Origin of the sequence: Tunturiibacter gelidiferens, from assembly GCF_051013345.1 — a bacterium.
Classification (GTDB): Bacteria; Acidobacteriota; Terriglobia; order Terriglobales; family Acidobacteriaceae; genus Edaphobacter; species Edaphobacter gelidiferens_A.
The window spans coordinates 274,631-299,470 of the sequence record NZ_CP132939.1 but is presented as its reverse complement, the minus strand read 5'-3'; the positions used below and the strand labels follow the sequence as shown (position 1 = coordinate 299,470).

Below are 24,840 nucleotides of genomic sequence, written 5' to 3'. Positions count from 1 at the left end.
GCGGATCGAAGAGAGAGATGCGCCACCTTTGTGGGTTTCGCGATGCCTAGGGTTTACCGTGCGTTGGTCCTATCCTGCGAGATGTTGTTCATTCCACTCCAAGGAAAGATCTTTTGTTAAAAGGAATACGCTAAGCAGGGGTGAGTGATTTCCAGAAAGAATGGCTTCGTAGAGGGCCGGAGACAATGCCGCTAATCGGAGAATCCGAGAGGCGTACCGTTTGTTGAGACCGGCCTTCGCCGCAAGTTGCTCTAGGTTCCCTACCTTCCCGGAGACTATCCATTCTGACCATGTCCTCGCCTGGACGACCGCGCGCACGAGCGAAGCGATCGGGGCGTCGCTCTTGCACTCTCCGTTTGACAGGATTAATTTGACGGCGCTGCCACGCCGTGCGAACGATATCGGTTCATGCAGTTGGATCTCGGTCGATGAATCTCCTGAACGCACCTCGCCGAGCAAATCTTTGCAGAGCTCCGCTTGGCTCAGGAAGATGCACAGTTCATTACTATCGACAACTATTCTCTTAACGATCCGGGAGACTGTGTCCCGTACGTTTGCGTGCGTGATCTCTGAGAGTTGAGCAGAGCGATGCTTTGCCGCCGACGTCAACAAGCGCAGTTCCCGAATGTCTAGCGTAGTGAAATGCGCTGCAAGCCGCGGAGAGTCTTCAAGGAAAGCACCGATTGAGAAGAGAACACGACCCTCCAATTCATCTGCAGGCAGGCGTTTGATTGTGTGCGCCGATGGACCGCGGCTGGAGCCGGTGAGGATGTAGTAAAAGTAGCGTCGTCCGTTCTTCGCTGCGTGAGTTGGGGTATAGCTTTGGCCATCCGAAGTCAATAATTTCCCATGCAATAGACGGCCCGACGGGATGTTGCCCTGGGTTCGCCGAGCAGCGCGGTTGTCCTTCAACATTGCTGCGACTTTATTCCATATTTGCAAATCTAAAATTGGCTCATGTTGCCCGTCGTGAAGTTTCCCCTGATGAGCAATTTTTCCGATATAGATCGGATTGTTGAGCGTGTGATAGAGGGAGCCACGTGAGAGGGTCACACCCCCGCGTTGACGTCCTGTGGAGCTAGTCCATCTCTTGCTGCGAATACCAGAGTGTTTCAGACGTTCAGCTAATTTCCGCACACATCCACACTCAAGATATGTGAGGAAGATATTACGGACAGCCCCCGCCTCCTCGGTGTTGACGATGAGTTTTCCCTCCACCCTGTCGTATCCCTTGGGCACATGGCCTCCCATCCACATGCCCTTCTTCTTCGAGGCGGCGACTTTGTCTCTAATCCTTTCGCCCGTGACCTCACGCTCGAACTGTGCGAAAGAGAGCAGCACATTGAGAGTAAGTCGACCCATGGAGGTTGTCGTGTTAAATTGTTGGGTAACAGAGACGAAGCTGACGCCCTGCTTATCGAAGGTATCCACTATCTTCGCAAAGTCGGATAGTGCGCGAGTGAGGCGGTCTACTTTGTAGACAACTACGGTGTCGACCTTGCCGGAGGCGATATCGGCGATCAGCTTCTTGAGTCCGGGACGTTCCATGTTGCCACCGGAGAAACCGCCATCGTCATATTGATTTGCGAGAAGCCGCCACCCCTCATGCCGCTGGCTTAGGATGTAAGCTTCGCAGGCTTCGCGCTGGGCATGGAGGGAGTTGAAAGACTGTTCGAGCCCCTCCTCGGAAGACTTTCGGGTGTAGATCGCACAACGAATTTGAGTTTTAGCCGAGGTCACGAAGCCTTCACCTTCTTCGTGCCGAAGAAGGCTGGCCCAGACCAGCGTGTCCCAGTGATCTCACATGCGATCGGAGAGAGACTCTTGTAGATCTTTCCCAGGTAGTGATAACCCTCATCGTTTAGTGTGACCTCGTGGGTCTTTCCCTCCATTCCCGCACGAGCTTGGTCCCCGACTTGAAGCGCCGACGCGCTTCATCCCGAGAACGGCTCTGCGGTCTTAGCGAGGTCGCAATGACCTGCGACCTCGCACTAGCTTTCGGGGACAGACCACCATAGGCTCTTTCCTGGATCCTGTACGCGAGAATGGGCAGCATGAGTTCGGGACGAACCCTACCCGGCTCCTTACCAAAGTTGTCCTTCCATAGCTCTACCAACCGCGTTTTAGGAAGCTTTGGCAGGCTACGAATCAATAGAGCATCCTGTGATGTTGCTTCGTCCATGGGGCCGCCCTCTCTGCGGCAGTCCCATTCCCGCTCCAATCAGGCGAACAGTCAAGTCGAAACTGTCTCTGATCGACCTCAGATTATTTCTTTATTTGGTTCGTGAGGCGGGCTGAAGGGGCCTCTGTCGACTTCCCGGCTGTCTCAACAACTCGCGCCACAAAGTAGGCGGATTAAGCTCCCATTCGCCCCAGGCGCGCCCAAATATCAGCGCTATTGTTGTTGCGTAGGTAGTTGAGAGCCTGTGTCGTCGAATCGACCTGGTCGTCATATTTCGTCCCGGAAATGTGGTTAGCTCGCGAACATAGTCAGCCAGCCACGGCGCCTGTTTTGGAAGCCATACGCAGCCATTCTCAAAGGCTGCAGACTGAGCAAACAACCGCATCGCCTTATCGTTGCCAGGCGGTGGACAGTAGGCCTTTAAAGCAAAAACCCCATCGGCTCGCAGATCCTGTAAAAGTTGGATACCGGAGCCCTTATCTTCGATCACAACTGCATTGGGAGAATGCTTCACGTACTGCTCCTTCACAGCGCGTCTCAAATCGGGATATTCCAAGCGACAACGAAAGACATCCAAGAGATAGTGCTGCTCGTTCAATACCCCCACGTAGTACAGACACTGTAGTCGTTAAACTCTCCGCTCTTACTCGCAGTGTCCCAACTCTGGATTTTTGAAGAGAATCTGCCTGGACGTTCTTCTGGAACGTAATACCGAAGCCACGCGGTCTTTATGATGGCGCCACCCACAGGGACGGGGTTTTGTTGGTACTGGCTTTGGAAGAGATAATCACCCAGCTCATGTTTTATCTTCTCGATGGTTTTAAGATTCTCTCTTCCCGCGTCGAGTACCTCCCCGGCCTTCCTTTCAAAACGAAACTCGCCGAACGCAGTTTGAGCAACATGGACTTCGTCCTCTTCGGCGATGGCAGGGAAGCGGAGCACGTCCCATTCGCCCACCTCAAGCAAGTGCCCGACCAAATCGTCCTGATGCAGTCTCTGCATAACGACGATGATCACCCCGTCCTGTTTGTTATTGAGACGGCTCACCAGCGTATTGTCGTACCAATCGTTGACGTACTTACGGAGTGTCTCCGAAAAGGTGTCTCCTGGCTTGATCGGGTCATCGACGATGATAAAGTCCGCCCCTCGTCCCGTCAGCACACCGCCAACAGAGGTCGCCATCCGGAAGCCGCCCTGCGTCGTGTGAAAGTCGTCTACAGCCAACTTTTGGGGAGAGAGCCTGGTGGGAAAGGCGCGTCGGTAGTCCGCACTCGACATGATTGTGCGCGTGTCTCGAGCATGTTTATCTGCGAGGCTTTGTCCGTAGCTGGCACATATGAGTTGCAGGTGCGGCCGCTTTCCAAGCAGCCATGCCGGGAAGGCGACACTGGTCATAATCGATTTTAGCGAGCGAGGCGGGAGACAGATAATCAACCGTTTGCATTTGCCGGAGGCGCACTCTTCAAGCTTGGCAGCAAGGATGGAAAGGTGGGGACTGTCTGAAAACGGAGTCTGTGGGAAGAGTTCGCGAAAAGTGTATTCCGTGAAAGCCATCAGGCTATGCTGCATTACAAAATCAAAATCGCTGATTGCCACGGTTGCGCTCATTTGGTTTCCTCTTCTTCGTTCGCTGGGGACGTGGGTAACGACTCATCTTGCACTGCTTTACTCATCAGTTTCATCCGTTTGATAAATCCGTCCATGACCTCTTTGTTCCTTTGAGTGAGCTCTCGCGGAATCTCTTCTGTAGGCTCTGCCAGGCTGTAAATTCTGTCTGTTTGTAGGTAGCTTTGTATTGCCCACCGTTCTCCGGAGACTGCTTTGTTTGTCAGCTGAACCATGACTGCATGGGCTTTATTCATGGTCCGTTTGCGGCCGCCTTCGGTGACAGTCACCTGCTCCTGACCTATTTCTCTGAAAAGGGTAGCTAGGTTCTTCGACCCCTTCGGTCGACCATTAGGGTTTCCGGACTTTCCCTTTGCGAACTGAGTGCTCTTAGGTGGCTTTCCGAAACCTACTTCATACTCTTCATCGGCCACGAGACACCTCCTCAAAAACATGCTCATCAAAGGTGACACCAGTGCCAGATTTGTAGGCTCGCTCTCCTGTAAGCTGCTGCCACCGTCGAATGGTTAGGTCAATGTACCTGCCCTCGATCTCCATCCCATAGCAGACCCGGCCTACACGCTCGGCAGCAAGCAGGGTACTCCCAGCCCCGAGGAAGGAATCGAGAACGATCTCTCCTCTGGCTGAGCAGTCGAGGAGTGCATCAGCGACCAGCGCTATGGGCTTCACGGTGGGGTGCATTGCGAGTACGTTTCCTTCTTCGCCGGTACGGGAGAGAGTGTTGGCGCCAGGGTAGTTCCAGGAGTTGGTTCGGTTACGACCAAACTTCCCCAACTGAATATTGTTTCGGTATGGCTCCTTGCCCGATTTGAAGACGAAGATCAGTTCATGCTGTGATCGGTAGAAACTGCCCATACCTCCGTTGTTCTTGTTCCAGACACACAGGTTCAATAAGGAGTCGTAGGCTTGTCTCCCGGCTGACAACAGCTCTGTCATGTGGCGCCAATCCATCGCTACGAAGTGGACGGAGCCATCGGTACTCCATTTGCCGAGATGTCCGAGACATGTTGTCAAAAACTGGGTAAATTCCGGCTCGCTCATCTCTCCCGACGCCATTGCGAATTCTGGATGCTCGATCTTTCCGTTTCCACTGACGTGGCCAGAGATGCAGACGTTGAACGGTGGGTCTGTGAAGACTATGTTTGCGCGTTTATCTCCCATGAGGGTCGAAAAGGAAGATTTCATTCGCGCATCGCCACAATAGATTCGGTGATCCCCTAAACACCAGAGGTCACCGGCCTGCGAGATGATCTTGCCAGACTCTTCAGGAACTTCGTCGTCGGCGTCTTCTTCGACGGACGCGGGACCTATGATCAGATCGATCTCCGTCACTTCAAAACCAGTTATTGAGACGTCAAGGTCTGGGAGGGCGACTAGATGTTGAAGCTCGATTTTCAGGATTTGCTCATCCCAGCCTGCGTCTTCAGCAAGCCGATTGTCAGCAATGACATATGCTCTGATTTGATCCGGGGAGAGCTTTTCAAGGCAGATGGTTGGTACTTCTGCCATGCCGAGGACCTTAGCTGCCTCAACTCTTCCGTGACCGGCAATGATCGTTCCCGCTTGGTTGATCAACACTGGATTGACGAACCCAAAGCTTCGAATGCTGTCTCGTAACTTTCGAATCTGGGACCGACTATGGGTCCGCGCGTTACTCGCAAATGGGGACAGCGTCTTGATCGAGCGGTAGACTACTTGAAGTTCTAGCGGTTCTGTTGTCGGTGACTCGGACATAATAGGTACCTCCTGAGATCACATTACTGTGGCTGTCAAGAGACAATTTCTTTTGATAACAAATTGTTATCCTTGGTAGTGACCGACTTCCACTAGTACAGTGTTTGCGCCAGGCGCACGGCTGCCTGGTCACGCCTGACGTCGTCATTTGCCTTGGCCAAACGGGCAAGAACCAGCTGCATAATAAGGGTGCCATCGCAGCCGGTTCTGACTTGATTTATCGATCACGCTTCACTTGCAGTCATGGACCGGACCATAGATGCGGGAATGCATCCTTGATTTGCTTGAGCTCTTAGATTCCCAGAGTGGATGATTCGCGAACACCTATTCAATCGAACAAGTTTCGCTTATGAGCCAACATTACTAAGAGCAATGTCCACGACGTCTTCATTTTCTACGATTCTTGGCTCCAATGATGTTGATCCGCTTGCCTCAAATAAATGACTCAAGGGCAAGCCTACGTCACTGTTCACCAGTACAAAGTTACCGTTCTTTTCAACAACAACGGCAATCCCGAGGCTGGATGCTAGTTTCAACCTCTTCGCTTCGACATTCGCGTCCAGAAAAATAATCATTTTGGGCGGCAATGAATGTTGAGTCCTTCGATGAGGGGCAGGGAACCGCCTACGTCGCGAAGAGCAAAAATGGAGAGTCGCGGTACGTCGATTTGAACGATGAGGGCATCGCGGTGTTTGCGGAAATTACAAACCAACGTAAGCCGAAGGAGCGTCTGGACTATTTCACTAGGAGCTGAACGGTGTTGTTCCGGGCTCCGACTTTGGTTGAGCTTTGACGAAGAGGTTCTTGAGGCGGCGGCCGAAGTAGAAGAGAGCTCCCGAGATCGCCGCGCTGATGCCTTGAAACAGGAGCAGACCTGAGCCGGGATCGACATACGCATGGGCCTGGCGCTCGAAGGTAAAGCTGAGCGCTATAAGAAGCATCAGCGTAATCGCGAACCGCTTAAAACCGTGAGTCATTCTTGTTTCCTCTGGGGAGGTGTGTGCCTCGAGGGGCCCAATCTCATTAGGAGTGAAGACGAAAAGTGCAAACAAAAGTTTCGATTCGATGAATACTTTCGCCTACGGAATGCCGAATCTTTTTTCTTGCGTTTCGCTTGTACTGGCGCCGTCACTTTCTGTGCAAACGCAACAAACAAATGACAATCGAATGACAGCATGAGGACAACCATCGCCCAGGTGCGGTGCAAGATGGGGTGGCCATCCTCGGACGGTCCCTCAAATGTCTGCAATCTCTTTGTAAGGAGTTTTACCTTGCGTTTTAAGACTCTGCTCATTGCTCTTCTAGCGTTCGCGGTGATGGTTGGTACGGGAGTTGCACAAACCGGAAGTATTACAGGTCAGATATTCGACCCCGCAGGCGCTGTCATAGCCAATGCGAAAATTACCGCAACTTCCGCTTCCACTGGCTTCACGCGTACGGTTACCTCGACCTCCGCCGGTATCTATAACTTCGGCGCACTACCGCCCTCTGTCTATAGCCTTTCTGCGACCGCGACAGGCTTTCAGGAGCAGATCAAAAAAGATGTCACCCTCAGTGTGGCCGCAACCCTTCCAGTTAATTTCACGCTGGCGATCTCTGGTACGACGGCTGTCATCGATGTTCGGGACGTCTCTTCCGCTTCGGTCGAGACAGACAGCTTCCAGCTTTCAACTGTCATCGATTCAAAGCAGATCAACGATCTCCCTCTTATTTTGCGCGATCCTTACCAATTGGTTCTCCTGTCGCCGGGCGTTGTCAGCGCCACAAATAACGACGGTGGAGTTTCGGTCAACGGCCAGCGCGACCGGAATAACAACTTCACGCTCGATGGAGCCGACAACAACGACACCTCAGTTCCGGGTGGTCTGGGAGGCGTATCTTCTGCAAATCCAGACTCGGCGCAGGAGTTTCGTGTGATTACCAACAACTTCGACGCGGAGTTTGGACGAAACACCGGCGCCATTATCGATGTGATCACACGCGGAGGCACCAATAGCTTTCACGGGGACGCCTATGAGTTTGGCCGCTATAATGCGTTGGGCGCCCGCGATTTCTTCAACACCAAGGCGAACGGCAAGCAGGACCCTTATGTCCGTAACGATTTTGGCGCCTCGGTCGGTGGGCCACTCTGGAAGGATCGCACCTTCTTCTTCTTGAACGGCGAAGTCCAGCGTTTCAGAACCACACGCACGGAGAGCACAGTTACCCCGACCGCCGCATTCAAAACAGGACGGTTCACCTACATTGATCCCACGGATGAGAGTCAGACGCCCGTGAATCTCACAAATCCGGTCGGCAACCCCAATAATCTCTCCGGTTTGCCACAGGATCCCACCATTGCAAAGATCTTCGCGATCGCTCCTGTCGGACAGGCGGATAACGGCGATGGCGTCAGCACTACGTACTTTTTTGCGTCTCCCGACGCGCTCAACTCCTACACCCTCACCGGCCGCTTCGATCAAAAGCTAACCGATAAACACCAGCTTACGGTGCGCTACATCTACGGCCACTCGAACGAAAATGACCCCTTCCACGATGAGAGCTTGCCGGGATATGGCAACACGGCCGTGATCGGCACAAACCACAATGGCGTGGTGTCCATTGCGTCTGCCCTCTCCGCCAACACCGCCAATGTATTCCGCGCCGGGTATAACCAGAACCAAGCTGGTTTCTTTTGCAATCATGCAGGTTTTGACTCGTTGCTCGGCGTCGACAGTTTCGGCAACGGCAGAGATATCAGTGTCCCTTACTTCTTTAATGGCAACGCTTTTGGCTGTTATGACCTGGGCGACAGTAACGCGCAGGCTCGCCTCAGCTCTACGCTGCTTTTTTCGGATACCTACTCGGTCACCAAGGGTGCTCATTCGCTGAAGTTCGGTGGCGAATACCGCAGCGTCAAGGACACCAGCTTCGATAATTTTTCCTCTCGCAATCTGCTCTCACTTAATAACTTTACCGACTACGGCGCATCCGCCTACGCCTTCGCCGGAAACCCCAATTCGCCCAGCGTCCTATCTTTTCAGGATCTTATCTGGGGCGCTCAAGGCGCCGTCGCGGAGACCACCGAGAACCAGTTCTTCACGGCCAACGGCACTCGACGTGGCACTGATCTCACCCGCTTCCGCCAACATGAGTGGGACCTCTTCGCGCAGGACACTTGGAAGGTGAATCCCCGTTTTACTGCGATTCTGGGCCTCCGCTACGCCTTCAACGGAGTTCCTTATGAAGAGAACAGCAACTTCTCTAATTTCTACGGCGACGCCTCCGCTCCGCTTCCGGCATCAGGCTTTTTCAGCTTCACTCCTGTGGGCCCTGGGACCGGAAAACAGCTCTATGCAGATAGTTGGAAGCTGTTCGAACCCCGGCTGGGCTTTTCGTACGATCTCAATGGGGATGGCAAGACAGCAATCCGCGGCGGATACGGCATCTTCCATGACCGCATCTTCGACAACCTCTTCGGAAACGCAAAGTCCAATCCACCCTTCCAGGCTAACCTTACCAACTTCCCCTTCGATCCCAACAACCCTTCAACCAGCCCCACGGTGTCTAACATCCAAAGTCCGGGTAATCTGATACCGTCCGCAGATATCACCAATGGATCCTACCTCGAGCCAGTGGTGATTGATCCTAACCTCAAAATACCGACCAGCCAGAGCTACAACATTGGCATCCAGCACCAGCTCAACCAGCGAATGACCCTTGAGATGGACTATGTCGGCAACCACGGCACCCACGGCCTGCGCGAAATCGATGGCGCTCCCCCACAACAGAATCTCGTGCAAGCCTATATCGCCGCTGGTGTACTGCCGTCGGCCCTGACGTTCAACGCGCTCTATCTAGGCGGCAATGACGGCAATGGAACTAAATTCAATCCCGCGGTCAACAACACAGCCTTTCTCCACGAACTCTTTCAGACCTCAATCGTCAGCAGCAATTACAACGCACTACAGGCTAAGGTCCAGGGACAACTAGGCGGTCTTACTCTCACCGGAAGTTATACCTACGCGCATTCACTAGATAACGGTTCCGACCCGCTCGTACCGGGCGCCGGCGGCTCCGGCCTTCCGCGCAACAGCTTCGATCTCGGGCCCGAGTACGGGAACTCTGACTTCGACGTCCGTCACCGCGGGACTGTGGGTGCCAGCTACAATCTTCCTGTCGGCATAGGCGGCGCGCACCTGAATAGTGGTTTGCTCGGCCACGTCTTGGAAGGCATTCAAATCTCGGGCATTCAACAAGTGCAGAGCGGTCTGCCCTTCGATATCCGGGGTACGGTCGATAACCTGCATACCGGCCTCACTAACCGCCCTCAGCTCATTGGCGCTCCCTACCCCTCAGGTCGCGGAACCATCGTCGCGGCAGGAGGAAAGATTACCGGACCATCCGTCAATGCATTTGGAAACGCCCCCTATGACCAGAGTGTGTCCATCCATCGCAACAAATTCTATGGCCCTGGCTTCGTCGACACGGATGTCGTCTTCCAAAAACCCAGACCCTGCATGAGCAACTCAAACTGGTGTTCCGCGCCGAAAGCTACAACGTCTTTAACCATCCCAACCTCCTTGCGCCTGCTGCTAGCTCCCTGAGCATTGCATCACCGACCTTTGGCGTGTCTCAATCAGAAGTTGGTCAGAACGATGGCACAACGGGTGCCCGGCAGATACAAGGCGCGCTAAAGGTAATCTTCTAACCCCGACCAACTGATGCAAAAAGTCCGTCCTCCCTCATCCAGGGCGGGACGGACTTATTCTTGATGCCGCCAATCTGTGACGTGCCCGGGATCGAAAGTAACAATAAACGCGCTTGTGTTTGTCAACATCCCAAACGCTCCAGAAAAGTCTGGTTTCTATGAGCAGGTCATTCACGTCAAAGGGTTTTCTGTTTCTTTCCTAGCGGTTTAGTCTCTCTTGTTGGTCTGTTGTAGTTGGTCCGCATATTGTTCTCCACCGTGTTTCTATTCGCACTTTGGTGAGCCGCTCGTGGCTCTGTGTCGGTTGGGGTCAGAAGGAGAAGTTGATGCTGCCAGAATTGAGGCTAGCGTTCGGTCGGTGGAAGTTGTAGTCGTGCAGCCAGAGAGTTCTTGTCGGTGGAGCGAGGTGGGATCAGACCGGGCGTAGTTCTACCGCCTGGATGTTTTACCCGTCTTCCGGGCCCGAGTGCCCCGCTCGGCGTCAAAATCGTATTCGCTCTGCACCAGGCCACCGTTAAAGCAGCGCGTAGCTACGTGGCGAAGACTGATGTCGCGCGGCACCGGACCGAACAACGGGATGCCCGCTCCGATCAGTACTGGCACGTGTGTGAATGGACCGCCTCCCGATTTAGATCAGTTGAGTCTAGTGATCCTAATTTGCCTGGTCAACAATTCGGGCTGAAGCGTCGTTGCCTCTGACTCGAAATTGTGGATAGTCCCCGTAAGGTCTCGCTGAGTGACTCGACGATTTGTCATGAACCGATATTCTGAGCCAATGTAACTTCCGGTTTGTCGGCAATCCGCACCTTGCGCTCGGGGGACCATGTGACGGACGCGAGAAATCTTGCCACAAGCCGACTTCACGCTACTAGTCGCCTGAATACCAGACGTCCGTTATGCCCTGCGTTCTTCTGAACTCCCGGCAAAGGCTAATGTGAGCAGGCAGCAGTTCCCGACCTACGATGTCGTGCTATGCTGGCCGGGTTATGCGCCTTTCATTCGTTCTGCTCTTTGTTCTGCTTGCGCCGAAACTATCGGGCCAAGCCAATCTGTCCAGCGGCTCTGCTTCCTCTGTCTCGGACAATGCAGCATTGACAGAGATGTACACCGTCGATCAAAAAGCGCGGGAAGGAGATCATATTGACTGGGTCAAGTTGTCGAAAGACGACGAGCAACGAAGAAAAGACCTACGGCACCTACTGGCTGCTGGTGAGGTTCGGACAGGTAATGACTATTACCATGCTGCGATGATCTTCCAGCACGGCCAGAATCCCGACGATTACTTATTGGCTCACGTGCTCGCCATGGACGCCGTTGCGCAGGGCAGCAAAGAGGCCCGGTGGCTTTCCGCAGCTACGCTAGATCGGTATCTGCTCTCTATCTGGCAGCCACAGGTCTTCGGCACACAGTTCGACGGAGGGTATGGCTTTGGGCCAATGACACACGACAGGATTAATCCCGAGATTGTTAGCGACTCTATGAGAACCGCCACCTGTGTGGTGTCATCTGCACAGCAGCAGAAGACGCTTGAAACGGTCAACCACGGTGGTAGCTTCGGTAGTACGCAATTGAAGGAGCAATGTAAGTAGGTTTTCACTGCTCGCCATTAGTGTTTCTTCTCTTTGCTCGGCGGTAGACGATTCTGCACAGCCAGCAAGGAGGCGGATTAGGTCAAGACAAACGCCGGCACGGCTGCAGCAGCCTACACTGACGAGAGTAAGGTGCGGTTTGCCCGTTATCCGCCCAGAACCCAGAAATCCGGAAAGTCTTGTGTCCACACTGTTCGGTGGGTGTTTCTTGGAAAACACCCAAGCAGGTTGCTAATCTGGGTCCGGGTTAGCTAATCCCCACCGGTAGAGCCTAGGCGAGGAGGATCTCTAACATGTCACGGAAAGTAGATCTCTACGATAGTGCGTATGGAAATTATGAGTCGGCTACCTACCGCCAGGTGCGCATCGAGACCTACGGCGAGGATTTTGGGCAAACAAGCTGGGTTACAACGGAAGAATCTAATGCAATCCCCCAACTGCTGGGTCTGAGATCCGATTCGTTTGTGCTGGAACTGGGGTGCGGTTCGGGGGGATACGCGTTGCACCTTGCAGAAAAAGTGGGCTGCCGGCTCATAGGGCTGGATATTAATGAACCGGGAGTTCGCAATGCGAACCAGCTTGCGCTGGCAAGAGGTCTCGCTTCCCAGGTACGTTTTGAACAGTGTGACGCCTCGAAGAATCTACCTTTCGACGACAACACCTTTGATGCTGTGTTCTCGAATGACGTTCTGTGCCATCTTTCAGGACGCCCCGAGGTGTTGGTTGAGATGTTTCGCGTACTAAATCCCGGCGGACGGATGCTATTCAGTGACGCTCTGGTAATTGGCGGAATGGTTTCCCACGAAGAGATCGCTACGCGTAGCTCGATCGGCTTTTACGTGTACAGCCCGCCCGGAGAGAATGAACGGCTCATGGAGCGAGCGGAGTTTCGCCACATCCGCGCAAAAGACACAACCGAGAGCGCGGCTCGCATCGCGAAGCAGTGGTATCACGCACGGGAGAAAAGGAAAGAGGAACTGGTCGCAGCCGAAGGCAATACTAACTTCGAGGGACTGCAACGGTTCCTCTCCTGTGTATATATCTTGACGAGCGAAAAGCGTCTGCTGAGGTATCTGTACGTTGCGAGTAAGGAGCCACGACACGATCCCACTCCGTGATTGCATGAAATGTGTCGCAGATACTGAATGCCGCGCTATGTGTCAGTGTGGGCGTATAGTCCCTACCGTGACAACTGGAAACCGCGGCAGTTGGCAGCCGGCCCCAAAATATTGAATGGATAACTTCAGGTTTGCCCGTTACTCGGGATCGACCGAGGGATACTAGAACCGACCCGCGCGCGGAACTCGACAATGCCCGCTCGCTGATAGAGTTGTACAAACCTGAAATGTTCCCTGTCTTCCCGCGATTCTCCCGTGATCGCGGACAATCGTGCCTCAGTTTGAAGGGAGTTGCAATGAAGCTTTCCTGGGTATGCTCGCTCATTGTTGTGCTCGGCGCCTGCTGCTGCAGCGCGTCGGCTACGGAGGCGAGCCTGATCTTCGTCAACGCCAAGCTATGGACCGAAAATCCGGCGCAGCCCACCGCCCAGGCAGTGGCGCTCGATGGTTCCAGGATCCTCGCGGTCGGCAATAACGAAGCGATTAGAAAACTCGCCGGCCCCGACACCCGCATCATCGATCTCGGCGGCCGCCTTCTCCTGCCCGGCTTCAACGACTCCCACGTGCATTTCCTCATCGGCGGCGGTTCGCTGATCACCGTGCATCTTGGCGCAGCCAACAGCCAGGCCGAGTTCAAGGATCGCATCGCTCAATTCGCCAGAACCCTGCCCAAAGGTGCGTGGCTTCGCAATGGCCTTTGGGATCATCAACGCTGGAATCCGCCCGTTCTGCCCGACCACCAGTTGATTGACGATGTCTCCGGCGATCATCCTGCATTCTTGTGGCGGCTCGACGGACACATGGCCCTCGTGAATGCACAGGCCATGAAGCTCGCCGGCATCGACCGAAACACGAAGGACGTGCCGGGCGGAGAAATCGAGCGCGACAAGGACGGCAACCCGACCGGCATTCTCAAAGACGCTGCCATCGCTCTCGTCCAGCGCATCATGCCTCCGCTGTCTCCCGAAGAGGAGGCCCAGGCCATGGAAGAAGCCATGCGCGAAGCGGCAGCTCACGGCGTAACCAGCGTGCAGAACATGGCCGACAGCTCTGAAGACCGCGGCCAGCCGGACAATTTTCGCGAGTTTCAGAAGATCGAGCGCGCTGGCAAGTTGACTGTCCGCATCTACGAGGCTTTTCCCGTCCGCGATTGGAAGACTCTGGCCGACGCCGGCATCGTCGCGCCTTTTGGCAGTCCTTATCTCCGCATTGGCAACCTGAAAGCCTTCGCCGATGGCGCCCTTGGTTCTGAAACTGCCTGGATGGATGAGCCGTTCACGAACAATCCGGCGAAGAGCGGCCTCGCCAGCCCCGATCTTCTCGACGTCGAGCATTTCTACGAATCGATGCGCCAGGCCGACAAGGCCGGACTCCAGCTTACGATCCACGCCATCGGCGATCGCGCCAACCGCACCATACTCGATCTCTACGGCCGCCTGGAAAAAGACAATGGCCCTGCCGATCGCCGCCCCCGCATCGAGCACGCGCAGCACCTTCATCCGGAGGACTACGCGCGCTTCGCAAAGCTTGGCGTGATCGTTTCCATGCAGCCCTACCACGCAATCGACGACGGACGGTGGGCTGAAACCATCCTTGGCCCGCAGCGTATCAAGTCGAGCTATGCATGGAAATCCCTGCTGGATGCCGGTGCAACACTCGCCTTCGGTTCCGACTGGCCCGTCGCGCCATTGGATCCCGTGATGGGCATCTATGCCGCCACCACTCGCCGCACCCTCGACGGCAAGAACCCAAACGGCTGGATTCCCGAGCAGCGCATCACCGTTGCGCAGGCAGTGCACGCCTACACAATGGGATCCGCATTTGCCGAACACCAGGAGACGGTCAAGGGATCCATCGAACCGGGCAAGCTGGCAGACCTGGTAGTGCTCTCCGACGACATCTTTACAATCCCGCCAGAGGCGATCGAGAAGACCAGGGTCGACATGACCATCTTCGACGGCAAGGTGATCTACCAGCGCTGAGCGGGCGAGAGGCGTATAGCTAAGCAAACGTTCCCAGCGCTAGCGCGCTTTGCGGATAGATACCCGCCGCTGCGGGGTGGTCACACACTGAATTGAGCGCAACTTCCGGATGGTCGGCAAACCGCACCTTACTCTCCAGCGTCTGACTCCGACCACGTCCTGTGGACCCGGAGACGCCTTTCCGAAAAATGGGATGAGCAGGTCTCTTAGATCGGAGAGACTATTGCCATGAAAAAGCCATCGCAACACCTCATCGCGGGAGTTCCACGCAGGCAAGTCAGGGTTGGGATGACGATCGGGATCGACCTTGGGGATGTCTGGAGCCATTACTGCACGCTCAACGAAGATGGAGAAGTTGTGGGCCGGGGCCGATTTCGTACCAGCCCATCGGGAGTCGAGAAGTGGTTTACCGATCTGCCTCCGGTGCGGATCGCGATGGAAGCTGGGACGCATTCGATCTGGATCAGCGAACAGCTTCAGGAACTGGGTCACGAAGTGATCGTTGCGAACGTGCGCGAACTGCGTGCGATCTCGCACAGCGATCGGAAGAGCGATCAGGTGGATGCGGAGAAGCTGGCTCGATACGCGCGGCTCGATCCGAAGATCCTGCGTCCGATTGCGCATCGTACGGTCGCTCAGCAGGAAGCACTGACCTTGATCCGTGCCCGCAACCTGATCGTTCGGCTGCGGACGGCGGCGGTGAACTCGGTGCGCGGGTTGGCTAAGCCGTGCGGCTATCGCCTACCAGCCTCTTCCACCTTGTGCTTCGCCAAGCGGTGCATGGCCGTGCTGCCGCCAGGTCTGGCTCTGGCACTCGGCCCAGTGCTCGAACAGATCGCCACCATGACGGTAAAGATCAAGCACTATGACCGTCTGATCCAGCAGCTGACGGAGACGGAGTACCCGGAGACGCAGGCGCTGATCAAAGTCTATGGCGTCGGCCAGCTCACAGCACTGACGTACGTTCTGACGCTGGGCAGCAAGGAACGCTTCGAGCGAAGTCGCGATGTGGGCTGTTATCTCGGCCTGCGGCCGAGACGCCGGCAGTCCGGGGACCACGACCCGCAACTCGGCATCACCAAGGCTGGCAATATCTACCTCAGGTCTCTGCTAGTCGAGTGCGCCAACCATGTGCTCGGGCCGCATGGACGGGACTCAACCCTGCGGCAGTGGGGCCTGCATCTGGCATCGCGTGGAAGCAAGCAGTCTCGGAATCGAGCCATCGTCGCCGTCGCTCGCAAGCTCGCAGTACTGCTTCATCGCATCTGGGTCACGCAAGAGCCGTACATCCCGTTCTATGCAGTAGCTGCCTGAGTATCCGAATTATGTGCCCTGTTGCTAAACCCCGCGTCCCGATGACTGCGTGTCGGGTTGGGCCTTCACAAGGCCGGCCGAAAACTGGCAGCATCGACTTCTCCTTCTGACCCAACCCGACACAGAGCCACGAACGGCTCACTCAAAGTGCGAATAGAAACACGGTGGAGAACAACAACGCGGAGCAACCACAACAAACAACAGCAAAGACCAATGACGCTATGAAGGAAAAAACAAAAAACACTTGACGCCAGTGACCTGCTCATAGAAACGTGACTTTCCGGGCAGAACGTGCCGGCAAGCCGCTATTCCGAAGGAATGAATGAGCGACTGCGCTGATCGTAAATCTGTGCCTTCTGACTGGGCCGTTCAAGTAATCTTTCTCCCCGTGGACGTCTGCTTGACTCTCGATCACCAACATTACCGATGGGGCCCCCTACTGAGCCGCCACGCGTGAAGTGGATCGACGGCCTGATTGTTCCCGACAACTCTCCCAGTGAAGTGCCAAAGTATGTATGCCAGTACAGACCGTGAGGTCAAGAAAGAATTGCCAGCCCCAAGCCAAGATCGGGTCTAGAATTCCCCACATGAAGCGCACGTTAGTTTCAATCCTCGCACTTCTCGGCTTTTCTCCGGCGCTCGTCTCTGCGTCCTATGCGGAGATACCCGCTGCAAAGGTCGGCCTGCTGCTATTTGTGACGCGGGGACTACGTCCAAGCCGCCGACCCTTCCTCCAGAGGTCTTTTCGACCACATATGAGGGGAGTCGATTGGCAGGATATGAATCCAGCCCAGACCTACGCCAGTGGGTTCGCCTGCGTGGTCAAGTCCCTTTTGGCTGGCCAGATTCGAAGGAAGGATATAGACAGTCTGAGCGGAGGCATCCTGTCCGGGGACACCTGGGTCTGGTCCAACAACCGTAGTTCCCGGGCGCGTGGTGCGGGGACTCGCGAGTGACACGCGAAAAGCACTCAGAGAACAGAACTGTTCAGATATAGACAGAAATTTGTACGCGTGGGTCGCAGCCTAAGCCACAGCGCAGTGGAGCTTCCACCTCTAGTTGCGAAGGAGATCTTCTATATCTTCGGGAGGTAGAGGCCGCGACAAGAGAAAGCCTTGAATACAATCGCACTTCAGCTCCCGAAGAAGCAGCAATTGATCTTCGTCTTCCACCCCTTCTGCAATTACTTGCATTTTGAGGCTATGCGCCAGCTCGATGATGGCCTTGACAATCGGATAGCTGCGGCTCGACTCGCACAATCGCTGAATGAAGGAACGGTCAATCTTGAGCGTTGAAATTGGCAATCGATGCAGATGTTGCAGCGAGGCATAACCTGTGCCGAAATCATCGACGGCAAAACGAATCCCCATGGCAGCAAGCTCCGTCATGCGTTTGGCAATCTCGTCAAAGTTCAAGACCACTCTCTCCGTGATCTCCATCTCCAGCTGCGCAGCTTCGATACCCGACTCCAGGATGGCTTGCTGCACCTCTGCAGCAAAATCGCTGCGCATCAATTGCAGCGGCGATACATTGACTGCAATTCGACCCGGTGTCAACCCCGCCTTGTTCCAGAGCACTAATCGTCGGCAAGCGTCTTCGATCACAAATTTTCCGAGAGGGTGAATCAATCCACTCGCCTCGGCCAGTGGGATAAAACGATCCGGACTTACATATCCTAGGGTTGGATGCGGCCATCGCACCAACGCCTCGGCTCCACGGATTTGACCATTCATGTGATATTGCAGCTGATAGTGCAGGCAAAATCCCCCTCCTGCAGTATGGTACGCATTTGGTTCTCAAGCTCCACGTTCTCTATAACGTCCGTACTTGTATCCTGTGTTGCCAAAAGATACCGGCCACCTCCATCACCCTTGGCACGGCGCATTGCGACGTCTGCGTCCTGCCATAGCTGTGTCTCTTTCTCGCCATGGTCCGGATACACAGCGCCCCCTATACTTGCGCGAAGCAGAATCGGGCACTCCTCAACTTCCAAAGGTATTGCGAACAGCTCCATGAGAGCTTTCGCCACAATGCCTGCAGCTCCCACACTTTCTACTTCACCCAGGACGATCGTGAACTCTTCCTCTCCCGTACGGGCTACTGTATCCATTCCTCGCAAGCGCCGGGTCAGCATCGTTGCCACCCGTTTCAGACACTTGTCTTTCACCATTTGTCCATGTTCATCGTCGGCCTGCTGAAATCGTTCGAGCGCCAGACAGAGAACGGCAGCTCGGTGTCCCCTCTCTCGCCGAAGTCAAAACACGGATCATCTGTTGCACAAGTAATCTGCGATTTGGCAGCCCGGTTAGATCGTCGTACAAAGCTTGCTGATTATCTTGTCCACGATGATGTTTCACCCGTAACATCCTCCACCAACTACAGTTGCCGCTGCGCAGAGAATGGTTCCTCGCACCTCCGAGTATACAAAGTTTGTCTGCAAAACTATGCATAGTCGCGTCGAAAACTTCGCCCGTTCGAGTTGCCGATGGTACCCTTTTGGGAACGAGCCCGCGAGCGTTAGGATCGTCTCGATATTAAGGAGACAAATTCACGTTCACTGGTCTCTACGCAGCTTCTTGTCACTACGTCAAGCCCTTCACTTTTGCACGATTCGGCGCTGCCATACTCGACATGCATGACTGCACATTTTCAAAACAGAACTATGCAACCGTTTGCATGATGGGCCTGTCTAACGAATATGTTGAACCGGCTCTGTGTCGGTTCCGAACGGCTGGTGCTGGGGAGAGATGAAACTCCTCGATATGCCTTATACGCTTGTTTCCATCGTTTGCCTCAATCCTCGCCGCCAATCTCATAGAAGTATCGGTTGCGTTCCGAATGCCACTCCGGTGCTGATAAAATTGATGGCCTTCCCTTGTAGAGTACTTAGGAGATGTTGTGGCCGCTACGAAAGTTCTGTTGGTCGATGATGATGTTGTTGTACGGTTTACCTTGGAAAAGGTCCTAGAACAACATGACTTCGATGTAACAACAGCAACAAACGTGCCAGAAGCGCTGAAGCATATTAGCTCGAATTCTTTCGACGTGCTGCTGAGTGATCTCCACATGCCAGGAGCAGGAGATGGCCTGACGGTCGTAAGTGCGATGCGCCACGCTAATCCCAAAGCCGTCACGATGCTACTCAGTGCATTCCCCGAGATGGATGCCGCAGCTCATGCCATCCTGAAGCAGACCGATCAGATATTGGTGAAGCCGATGGAAGTAATGGAGGTGGTTAAGGCGATCAAGCAGAGGCTGGTAAGTGGATCATCTGCTATTCGTGTGGTGGAGACCGTGGCTTCCATTCTGGAACGCTTAGCCAAGATCACCATTCAGGCGTGGTTTAACCGTATTGTGACTGACAAGAAGCTAATGGCAGTCTCAATGACATACGAACAGCGCACTAGTCATCTCCCTCAAGTCTTTCGTGATTTGGTGTCTCGCCTTAACTCTACTAAATCAATCGGCAGCAAAGAACTGATCTCAGAAGCCGCCTCTGAACATGGAATCAACCGGCGTAGGCAGGGTTATACGGCTGCAATGATGGTGGAAGAGTCCCGGATATTGCAGGCCTGCGTCTTTGATACGTTGCAAAACAATTTGGCAACAATCGATTTTTTCGCGTCGTGCTCACCAGCGTGATGACAATTGCCGACGAGATCGATTCTCAGCTGAGCCAAGCTATGGACAGCTATATCTCGGAGTCGGTCGAAGATGCACTTCCTGCTTGATCGCTGTTACCGATAGCGTAGAAGCGGGCATTCGGGTTTGCCGCCGACGAAACGAAGATGCTTTCTCAGCTAACTGCAACGGCGATACATCATGCGATCTTCGTTATTTGCTTGCAGCGAGGCGGTTCCATTTTGGGTCAGCGTGTGGATTTAATGCGACCGCGAATTGGTTTGAGCGTGACTTTGGAGCTAGAATGGTCTCGTATCTGATGGCACACATTGAGTTAGACCAGCATCGGGAGAAAAATGAAGCTGTTTGATGTATGTACGTTTTTCCTTGTAGTGATTGTCTGTGCGAGACGGTATCCGTTCCCCTGGAGACATCTGGCCGCGGCTCTAATAGCGAAAGATCGTTTCCTCCAGATATCGGCAGTCTGCGATCTTTTAGCGCTGCTCACAGCCTGTGATTACGTGATGTCCCGCATCTCTAGATCAAGTCACCACCCCGCTTGGACTAGCTTTCTGTGCGCGGGCTACGTTTCCGTAGGATTAATCCTTACTCCCACCGCCCGATCTCTTATTGCAAGTATCTTTCTCAGGAAATCTAAATTGGAACGACCCGCCAAGCGAGTGTTGTCATCGCCGTAGAGTCAGTTGCCCGTTTCAAGGAAACATCATGCGTCTCTTATCGAAATTGCTGGAAAATGCGCCGCCCTGTTAAGGCGGAAACCATCCGTTCAGAATAATTCGAACCTTGGATCTGATTTCAATCGAGCAAACTAATGCCCGCTCTCTATGCCGAGCTTTTCACGAGACTTTCAGTGCATCCCATTGTGTGGATGGTGCTTGCCATTTTCTCTTCCACGGCCGCGTTCAAGGCGTACTGCGGAATAAACACCTCGGTTCAGTTGTTGCGGATTGCATTTTTACTGGAGATATTCTCTGTCGACGGATTGACTCTCCATCTGCACGTTATTGCACGAAACCTCTTACTCTTGTGGTCAACAGTAATCTTCTTCGTCTTTGCCGCCTGCGCCATTGCCTGGGTCAGGGATCGGCAGGAATGGGGCAGATCTATGTACTACAGGGTCCAATCATGTGACGTCGATTCTACCCGTCTGAGGGCAAAGAGCTAGTAGTAAATGTCGGGACCAGCTTTCCTGCCAGATCGAAACAATCCTCACCGACTAGATCGAAGGATCTTTGCCACCCTGACAGTCTGACCTGCCCATCGAAGAACATCGGAAGTACCGTATCCAACTCTTGTACGAGGCAAGAGCCAGATACAAACGCGCGGAGCGGTCCAACACCAAGGCCATTCAAACGATCAAAGAAACGCGTATCGGATGACGGCGAGGTGCGGCTGTGATGCCGAAGATCTTCCAGAAAAACTTCGACATCACTGAGCTCGCCCTCCAAAGTGACTTCGATCTTAGCTTCCCAATTTTGCAAAACATACCCGGTCAGAGTGTATGAATTTTGCATATGAAACCGCAAGATCACGATAAAAGGCACTCCGTGTGTCCGGAGTTCTGAGTTTGTGTATTCCAGAATCTGATAATCGCAGGGCGTCATTTTCACTGTTCTGGTAAGCGAACTGTCGGGATCTCGTCGCATCCTTTTGGACAAGCTCGGTCAGGTTGGATAATCGATGGATTAGTCCTTCCATCAGGCTTCTCAAGTCACCGTTATACCATCGCGCGGGAAGAATTGAGGTGACCCAAGAGAGGACCTCAGGAAGAACGGTTCGAAAGTGGGAAATCCAGGACGAAACGACCTCGTCATGCCAGAGTTCGGAGTAAACGGATGATTCGAGATGGAGGGCCGCTCCCGGCCGTTCTCGAAAGTTCCAGTCAGGACCTCCAAACATGTGGCCGTGGTCAATGAAGAAAGCCTCCTGAGCATTGTCGTCCGATCTCCTGAGGAGAACAGCCTGTCGGTTGTCTTGATGGTTCGCCCAAACGTCTAAGATGTACATCCCCAAAAATGCATCCCTATTCGCAATAGAGTTGATTCTCGAGGGACTGATGTACTCTGATGGCCGTTGTGGACCAGAGGGTTGGCCCACAAGCAGGCTTCCAAAATGCAAGCCAGCGTCCGGACGCTTTCTTCCTGAGGGGAGTTCAAACCAGATGTCTGGCTCACTATCGATGAAGTGATCGGATAGGTGAATCACCATACTTTCAGCTACGGGAAGTCCGACTGCGCCTGCGATGACGCTACCCAGAAACTCATTGGCCACGACATTAGGCCCCTGTGGGTTGCCGGCCATTTTTACGACGTAGAATCTATCGTCGTCGCATTGAACAAGGATTGATTGAGAACCACCTTTCATCTTCCGAATGTATTTGTTAGCAGAGAGAAAAACAGTAGAACAAGGGTGCTCTTCCTTATAGAAGGAATCAAACTCAACGAAACTCAACGCATTCCTCCAGGTTGAATCACTAGGAGGCTACATGGTAGGACCATGATTTCGCTAGTAGGATATTCAGAATAGTTCGCAGTTCGATAACACTTTTGGGTGAACCGCCTGGGTCGATGGGACAGTCTTTTGATCAACTGCCGATCTTTCGAACATTCAATTGGGCTAGCGTTCTGAAGAGAACCAGCCGACCTCTCTGGAGCAAGTCGGTTGGCGCTTGCCCTTCGGGGCAAATCAGTGCGTTATCGCCCGCAAGGATGAGACGTTGCTTCTCGGGCGATGAACAGGATCGTTCGACATGACATACGTTTTTGCTTCAAAAGCGAGGATGACGACATCGACGGTGAAATCAATCACTGGCTTACTACGCTGCGCTAAGGAAGGCAGGTATACCCGTGGAGATGTACTTGCATACGCAAGACGGCCACGCAACGGCAAGAATCGAGTTCGCTCTCTTCTGCAAAATACTGCGGATTGAAACTCTTCGACAGTTTCTAACCAGCCCTCTGTCCTCCGACGGATGGCCGGAATGCAAAGGCGGTTACGGCGTGACCGGAGTTTAGGCCCATTGGTCTTTATAAACGCCATAGTATTCACTGATTTCCAGTCGGGGACTTTCCACTTGGACGATTAGTCGGCTTTCTATGAGCAGGTCACTAGTGTCAACTTGTTTTTTCCTCGTTAGGGTCTTTGTTGTTGTTCGTTGTGCGGCACATTGCTCTCCACCGTGTTTCTATTCGCACTCTTGAAGAGCCAATCTTGAAGCAGGCTCGGTGCCGGTTGGGATTCGAGAGGAGAGTCGATGCTGCCATTTCTCGGTCGGTCTCTGAGACCAAAGCCGACTCGCAGTCATCGGAACACGGTGTCGTCGCAACGAGTAAACATGGTGATCATCTATGCAGCTTGTTCGTAGAACGGCATATAGGGCTCCTGCGTCGTCCAGGATGCGATGCAGGAGCACCGCCAGCTTACGTGCTACCGCAACAACAGCCTTGTTCCTCGCTTGCTTACCTCCCGCGGGAGGCAAGGTGTAAGCCCCACTGTCGGAGAGCCGAGTCTCGTCCGTGCGGTCTGAGGATGTGGTTGGCACATTCGATCAGCAGACTTCGGAGATAAACGTTGCCGGCCTTGGTAATGCGGAGTTGCGAATCACGATCACCTGACTGACTGCGTCGCGGTCTCAGGCCGAGGTAGCATCCGACATCGCGACTTCGTCCAAATCGCTCCTTGTTCCCTAGAGTGAGAACAAAGGTCAGGGCGGTGATGTGGCCCACTCCGTGGACCTTCAACAAAGCTTGTGTCTCTGGATACTTGGCTCGACCGAGCTGCTGGATCTGCTGGTCGTAGTGCTTGATCTTGAGCGTCATCGCCGCGATCTGTTCGAGCACCGGACCGAGTGCTGCGCTGTGTGCCGGTTCTCTTCCGACTCCACCTTCAGACCGCGTTGGATAACCGGTTCCCGCGCGCGGTGGCCAGGGAGATATACCAGGTTATGGATCTCATCCCCCGGCTCTGACTTAGTCGGCAGTTGGATCTTTCTCTCACCGCTTCAAATTCTAGGGAATCGGTAGCTCGGATCAAATGCGGCAACAATTCCGCAACTGCTTCCATGCTACATTGACACACCGTTAGTGGTTTGTCCGATTGTTAATTCGTGACGTCGAGTCCAAAAGTAAAACGCAAAGCCAATAGTGACCAACGGTAACGCAATCCCAAACTCACCGGTAAAGTAACTGGTGCGGCCAGTATCGGCCGTCATGGGATCGAAGAACCGTTGGATAAAAAGGTTATGACTGGCGTGCAGAAACATGCACGTCCACAGATTTCCAGACTTCAAACGAATCCACGCAAAGATGAAGCTTGAGGACACTATCATCACCGTGAAGCAGGCCAGCTCATACCATACAGATCTATTCGAACGGTAGTCTGCTCCTATCAGAACGGGGTAGTGCCAGACTGACCAAACTGCTCCGCTGATCAAGGCCGTCTTTGTATAGCTAAATCTCTTCGCAAGATGAGGAACAAGAAAGCCGCGCCAGCCAATCTCTTCCCCGAGTGCGCGTGCGCAACCCGGCACCATACCTGCAGTTGCCGAAAGTACAAAATAAATCGTGATGGTAAGCCACGGAGGGAGAGCTCCAAGTCCAAAGCTTTGACCTGTGCGCTCAACAAAGGCATAGTCATAGAAATGGCCTCCGTGAACGAGCCAGACTCCGCAATAAGCGATCGTCGCGTAGAGCAGAGGAATCAGGTAAGCCATCACCTGATAACGTGTCTCGCCCCACTTCCAGCCGAGCGTGCCTAAAGATTCTCCGAAGCTCAAGCAGGCGATGATACCCGCCGTCGCCGGTGACCACATCAGCCCCACCACATAGAGTCCGCCGGCTGATCCTATATGGCCAGACTTGATAATCAAGAAATAGAAGAGCGAACTGAATGCGAACGCCAACAGCAGATAGAGCGGGATCTGATTACGATGTTCACTGGTTCTCATGGTGGGATTCTCACTTTG

19 protein-coding genes and 2 pseudogenes are annotated in these 24,840 nt (G+C 53.9%); 8 read left to right on the top strand and 13 right to left on the bottom strand.

Features of this window, described 5'->3' with window-relative positions:
• Positions 1 to 69: 69 nt before the first annotated feature.
• The 7 genes and pseudogenes from RBB80_RS01460 to RBB80_RS01430 all read right to left on the bottom strand — a co-directional run bounded on the left by RBB80_RS01460 (position 70) and on the right by RBB80_RS01430 (position 6,129).
• Positions 70 to 1,740: a recombinase family protein gene (locus RBB80_RS01460; protein WP_433966578.1), complete on the bottom strand. Its 1,671-nt coding sequence runs from the start codon at positions 1,738 to 1,740 to the stop codon at positions 70 to 72.
• Positions 1,737 to 2,182, bottom strand: a pseudogene (locus tag RBB80_RS01455) (DUF2924 domain-containing protein). Before RBB80_RS01455 ends, RBB80_RS01460 begins: the two are co-directional and overlap by 4 nt.
• Positions 2,183 to 2,273: 91 nt before the next feature.
• Complete coding sequence (gene terL, locus RBB80_RS01450) at positions 2,274 to 2,789, bottom strand: phage terminase large subunit (protein WP_433966577.1); 516 nt, start codon at positions 2,787 to 2,789, stop codon at positions 2,274 to 2,276.
• On the bottom strand, positions 2,777 to 3,790 hold the full coding sequence (locus RBB80_RS01445; protein WP_433966576.1) for a terminase large subunit domain-containing protein: 1,014 nt from the start codon (positions 3,788 to 3,790) through the stop codon (positions 2,777 to 2,779). The genes terL and RBB80_RS01445 overlap by 13 nt, the downstream gene beginning before the upstream one ends.
• Positions 3,787 to 4,221 (bottom strand): DUF5681 domain-containing protein, encoded by a 435-nt coding sequence (locus RBB80_RS01440; protein WP_433966575.1) that lies wholly within the window; start codon positions 4,219 to 4,221, stop codon positions 3,787 to 3,789. The genes RBB80_RS01445 and RBB80_RS01440 overlap by 4 nt, the downstream gene beginning before the upstream one ends.
• Positions 4,211 to 5,542 carry a site-specific DNA-methyltransferase gene (locus RBB80_RS01435; protein WP_433966574.1) on the bottom strand — a complete coding sequence of 444 codons (1,332 nt, stop codon included), beginning with the start codon at positions 5,540 to 5,542 and terminating at the stop codon, positions 4,211 to 4,213. Before RBB80_RS01435 ends, RBB80_RS01440 begins: the two co-directional genes overlap by 11 nt.
• A 347-nt stretch (positions 5,543 to 5,889) precedes the next feature.
• Positions 5,890 to 6,129, bottom strand: a complete 240-nt coding sequence (locus RBB80_RS01430; protein WP_433966573.1) for a hypothetical protein — start codon at positions 6,127 to 6,129, stop codon at positions 5,890 to 5,892.
• On the opposite strand from RBB80_RS01430, the gene RBB80_RS01425 reads away from it, so the two are divergent.
• Complete coding sequence (locus RBB80_RS01425; RefSeq protein WP_433966572.1) at positions 6,129 to 6,296, top strand: hypothetical protein; 168 nt, start codon at positions 6,129 to 6,131, stop codon at positions 6,294 to 6,296. The two genes, RBB80_RS01430 and RBB80_RS01425, sit on opposite strands and share 1 nt — an antisense overlap.
• Here RBB80_RS01425 and RBB80_RS01420 read toward each other — a convergent pair.
• The gene (locus RBB80_RS01420; RefSeq protein ID WP_433966571.1) at positions 6,286 to 6,519 is read right to left on the bottom strand and encodes a hypothetical protein; all 234 of its coding nucleotides are present in this window, start codon (positions 6,517 to 6,519) and stop codon (positions 6,286 to 6,288) included. The two genes, RBB80_RS01425 and RBB80_RS01420, sit on opposite strands and share 11 nt — an antisense overlap.
• A 294-nt stretch (positions 6,520 to 6,813) precedes the next feature.
• On the opposite strand from RBB80_RS01420, the gene RBB80_RS01415 reads away from it, so the two are divergent.
• From RBB80_RS01415 to RBB80_RS01390, 6 genes are all read left to right on the top strand, one after another.
• Entirely contained in the window at positions 6,814 to 10,128 is a 3,315-nt protein-coding gene (locus tag RBB80_RS01415) for a carboxypeptidase regulatory-like domain-containing protein (protein ID WP_433966570.1), read from the top strand.
• 1,204 nt (positions 10,129 to 11,332) lie between these two features.
• Positions 11,333 to 11,821 carry a hypothetical protein gene (locus RBB80_RS01410; RefSeq protein ID WP_433966569.1) on the top strand — a complete coding sequence of 163 codons (489 nt, stop codon included), beginning with the start codon at positions 11,333 to 11,335 and terminating at the stop codon, positions 11,819 to 11,821.
• Between the two features lie 293 nt (positions 11,822 to 12,114).
• On the top strand, positions 12,115 to 12,939 hold the full coding sequence (locus tag RBB80_RS01405; protein ID WP_433966568.1) for a class I SAM-dependent methyltransferase: 825 nt from the start codon (positions 12,115 to 12,117) through the stop codon (positions 12,937 to 12,939).
• A 329-nt stretch (positions 12,940 to 13,268) separates the two neighbouring features.
• Positions 13,269 to 14,921: an amidohydrolase gene (locus RBB80_RS01400; RefSeq protein WP_433966567.1), complete on the top strand. Its 1,653-nt coding sequence runs from the start codon at positions 13,269 to 13,271 to the stop codon at positions 14,919 to 14,921.
• Between the two features lie 228 nt (positions 14,922 to 15,149).
• Positions 15,150 to 16,235, top strand: coding sequence for an IS110 family transposase (locus tag RBB80_RS01395; RefSeq protein WP_433966566.1), 1,086 nt, complete (start codon positions 15,150 to 15,152; stop codon positions 16,233 to 16,235).
• 587 nt (positions 16,236 to 16,822) lie between these two features.
• Positions 16,823 to 17,191 (top strand): hypothetical protein, encoded by a 369-nt coding sequence (locus RBB80_RS01390; protein ID WP_433966565.1) that lies wholly within the window; start codon positions 16,823 to 16,825, stop codon positions 17,189 to 17,191.
• Positions 17,192 to 17,290: 99 nt separating this feature from the next.
• On the opposite strand, the gene RBB80_RS01385 is transcribed toward RBB80_RS01390, so the two are convergent.
• Positions 17,291 to 17,968 (bottom strand): putative bifunctional diguanylate cyclase/phosphodiesterase, encoded by a 678-nt coding sequence (locus RBB80_RS01385; RefSeq protein WP_433966564.1) that lies wholly within the window; start codon positions 17,966 to 17,968, stop codon positions 17,291 to 17,293.
• Positions 17,965 to 18,468 (bottom strand): annotated as a pseudogene (locus tag RBB80_RS01380) (diguanylate cyclase domain-containing protein); the annotation flags it as partial. The pseudogene RBB80_RS01380 and the gene RBB80_RS01385, both read right to left, overlap by 4 nt.
• A gap of 665 nt (positions 18,469 to 19,133) precedes the next feature.
• Here RBB80_RS01380 and RBB80_RS01375 point away from each other — a divergent pair.
• A complete protein-coding gene (locus tag RBB80_RS01375) occupies positions 19,134 to 19,877 on the top strand; it encodes a response regulator (RefSeq protein ID WP_433966563.1) in 744 nt (247 codons plus the stop codon).
• 1,461 nt (positions 19,878 to 21,338) lie between these two features.
• Here the strand turns inward: RBB80_RS01375 and RBB80_RS01370 are convergent.
• From RBB80_RS01370 to RBB80_RS01360, 3 genes are all read right to left on the bottom strand, one after another.
• The gene (locus tag RBB80_RS01370; protein WP_433966562.1) at positions 21,339 to 22,328 is read right to left on the bottom strand and encodes a HipA family kinase; all 990 of its coding nucleotides are present in this window, start codon (positions 22,326 to 22,328) and stop codon (positions 21,339 to 21,341) included.
• Positions 22,329 to 23,335: 1,007 nt separating this feature from the next.
• Positions 23,336 to 23,716 (bottom strand): transposase, encoded by a 381-nt coding sequence (locus tag RBB80_RS01365; protein WP_433966561.1) that lies wholly within the window; start codon positions 23,714 to 23,716, stop codon positions 23,336 to 23,338.
• A 224-nt stretch (positions 23,717 to 23,940) separates the two neighbouring features.
• A complete protein-coding gene (locus RBB80_RS01360) occupies positions 23,941 to 24,822 on the bottom strand; it encodes a lysostaphin resistance A-like protein (protein ID WP_433966560.1) in 882 nt (293 codons plus the stop codon).
• Positions 24,823 to 24,840 lie beyond the last annotated feature (18 nt).

Excerpts from the sequence above, each read along its gene's own strand:
- RBB80_RS01445 (WP_433966576.1), bottom strand. The coding sequence starts at position 3,790 with ATGAGCGCAACCGTGGCAATCAGCGATTTTGATTTTGTAATGCAGCAT.
- RBB80_RS01435 (WP_433966574.1), bottom strand. The coding sequence starts at position 5,542 with ATGTCCGAGTCACCGACAACAGAACCGCTAGAACTTCAAGTAGTCTAC.
- RBB80_RS01425 (WP_433966572.1), top strand. The coding sequence starts at position 6,129 with ATGAATGTTGAGTCCTTCGATGAGGGGCAGGGAACCGCCTACGTCGCG.
- RBB80_RS01420 (WP_433966571.1), bottom strand. The coding sequence starts at position 6,519 with ATGACTCACGGTTTTAAGCGGTTCGCGATTACGCTGATGCTTCTTATA.
- RBB80_RS01410 (WP_433966569.1), top strand. The coding sequence starts at position 11,333 with ATGTACACCGTCGATCAAAAAGCGCGGGAAGGAGATCATATTGACTGG.
- RBB80_RS01405 (WP_433966568.1), top strand. The coding sequence starts at position 12,115 with ATGTCACGGAAAGTAGATCTCTACGATAGTGCGTATGGAAATTATGAG.
- RBB80_RS01395 (WP_433966566.1), top strand. The coding sequence starts at position 15,150 with ATGAAAAAGCCATCGCAACACCTCATCGCGGGAGTTCCACGCAGGCAA.
- RBB80_RS01390 (WP_433966565.1), top strand. The coding sequence starts at position 16,823 with ATGAAGCGCACGTTAGTTTCAATCCTCGCACTTCTCGGCTTTTCTCCG.
- RBB80_RS01385 (WP_433966564.1), bottom strand. The coding sequence starts at position 17,968 with ATGAATGGTCAAATCCGTGGAGCCGAGGCGTTGGTGCGATGGCCGCAT.
- RBB80_RS01360 (WP_433966560.1), bottom strand. The coding sequence starts at position 24,822 with ATGAGAACCAGTGAACATCGTAATCAGATCCCGCTCTATCTGCTGTTG.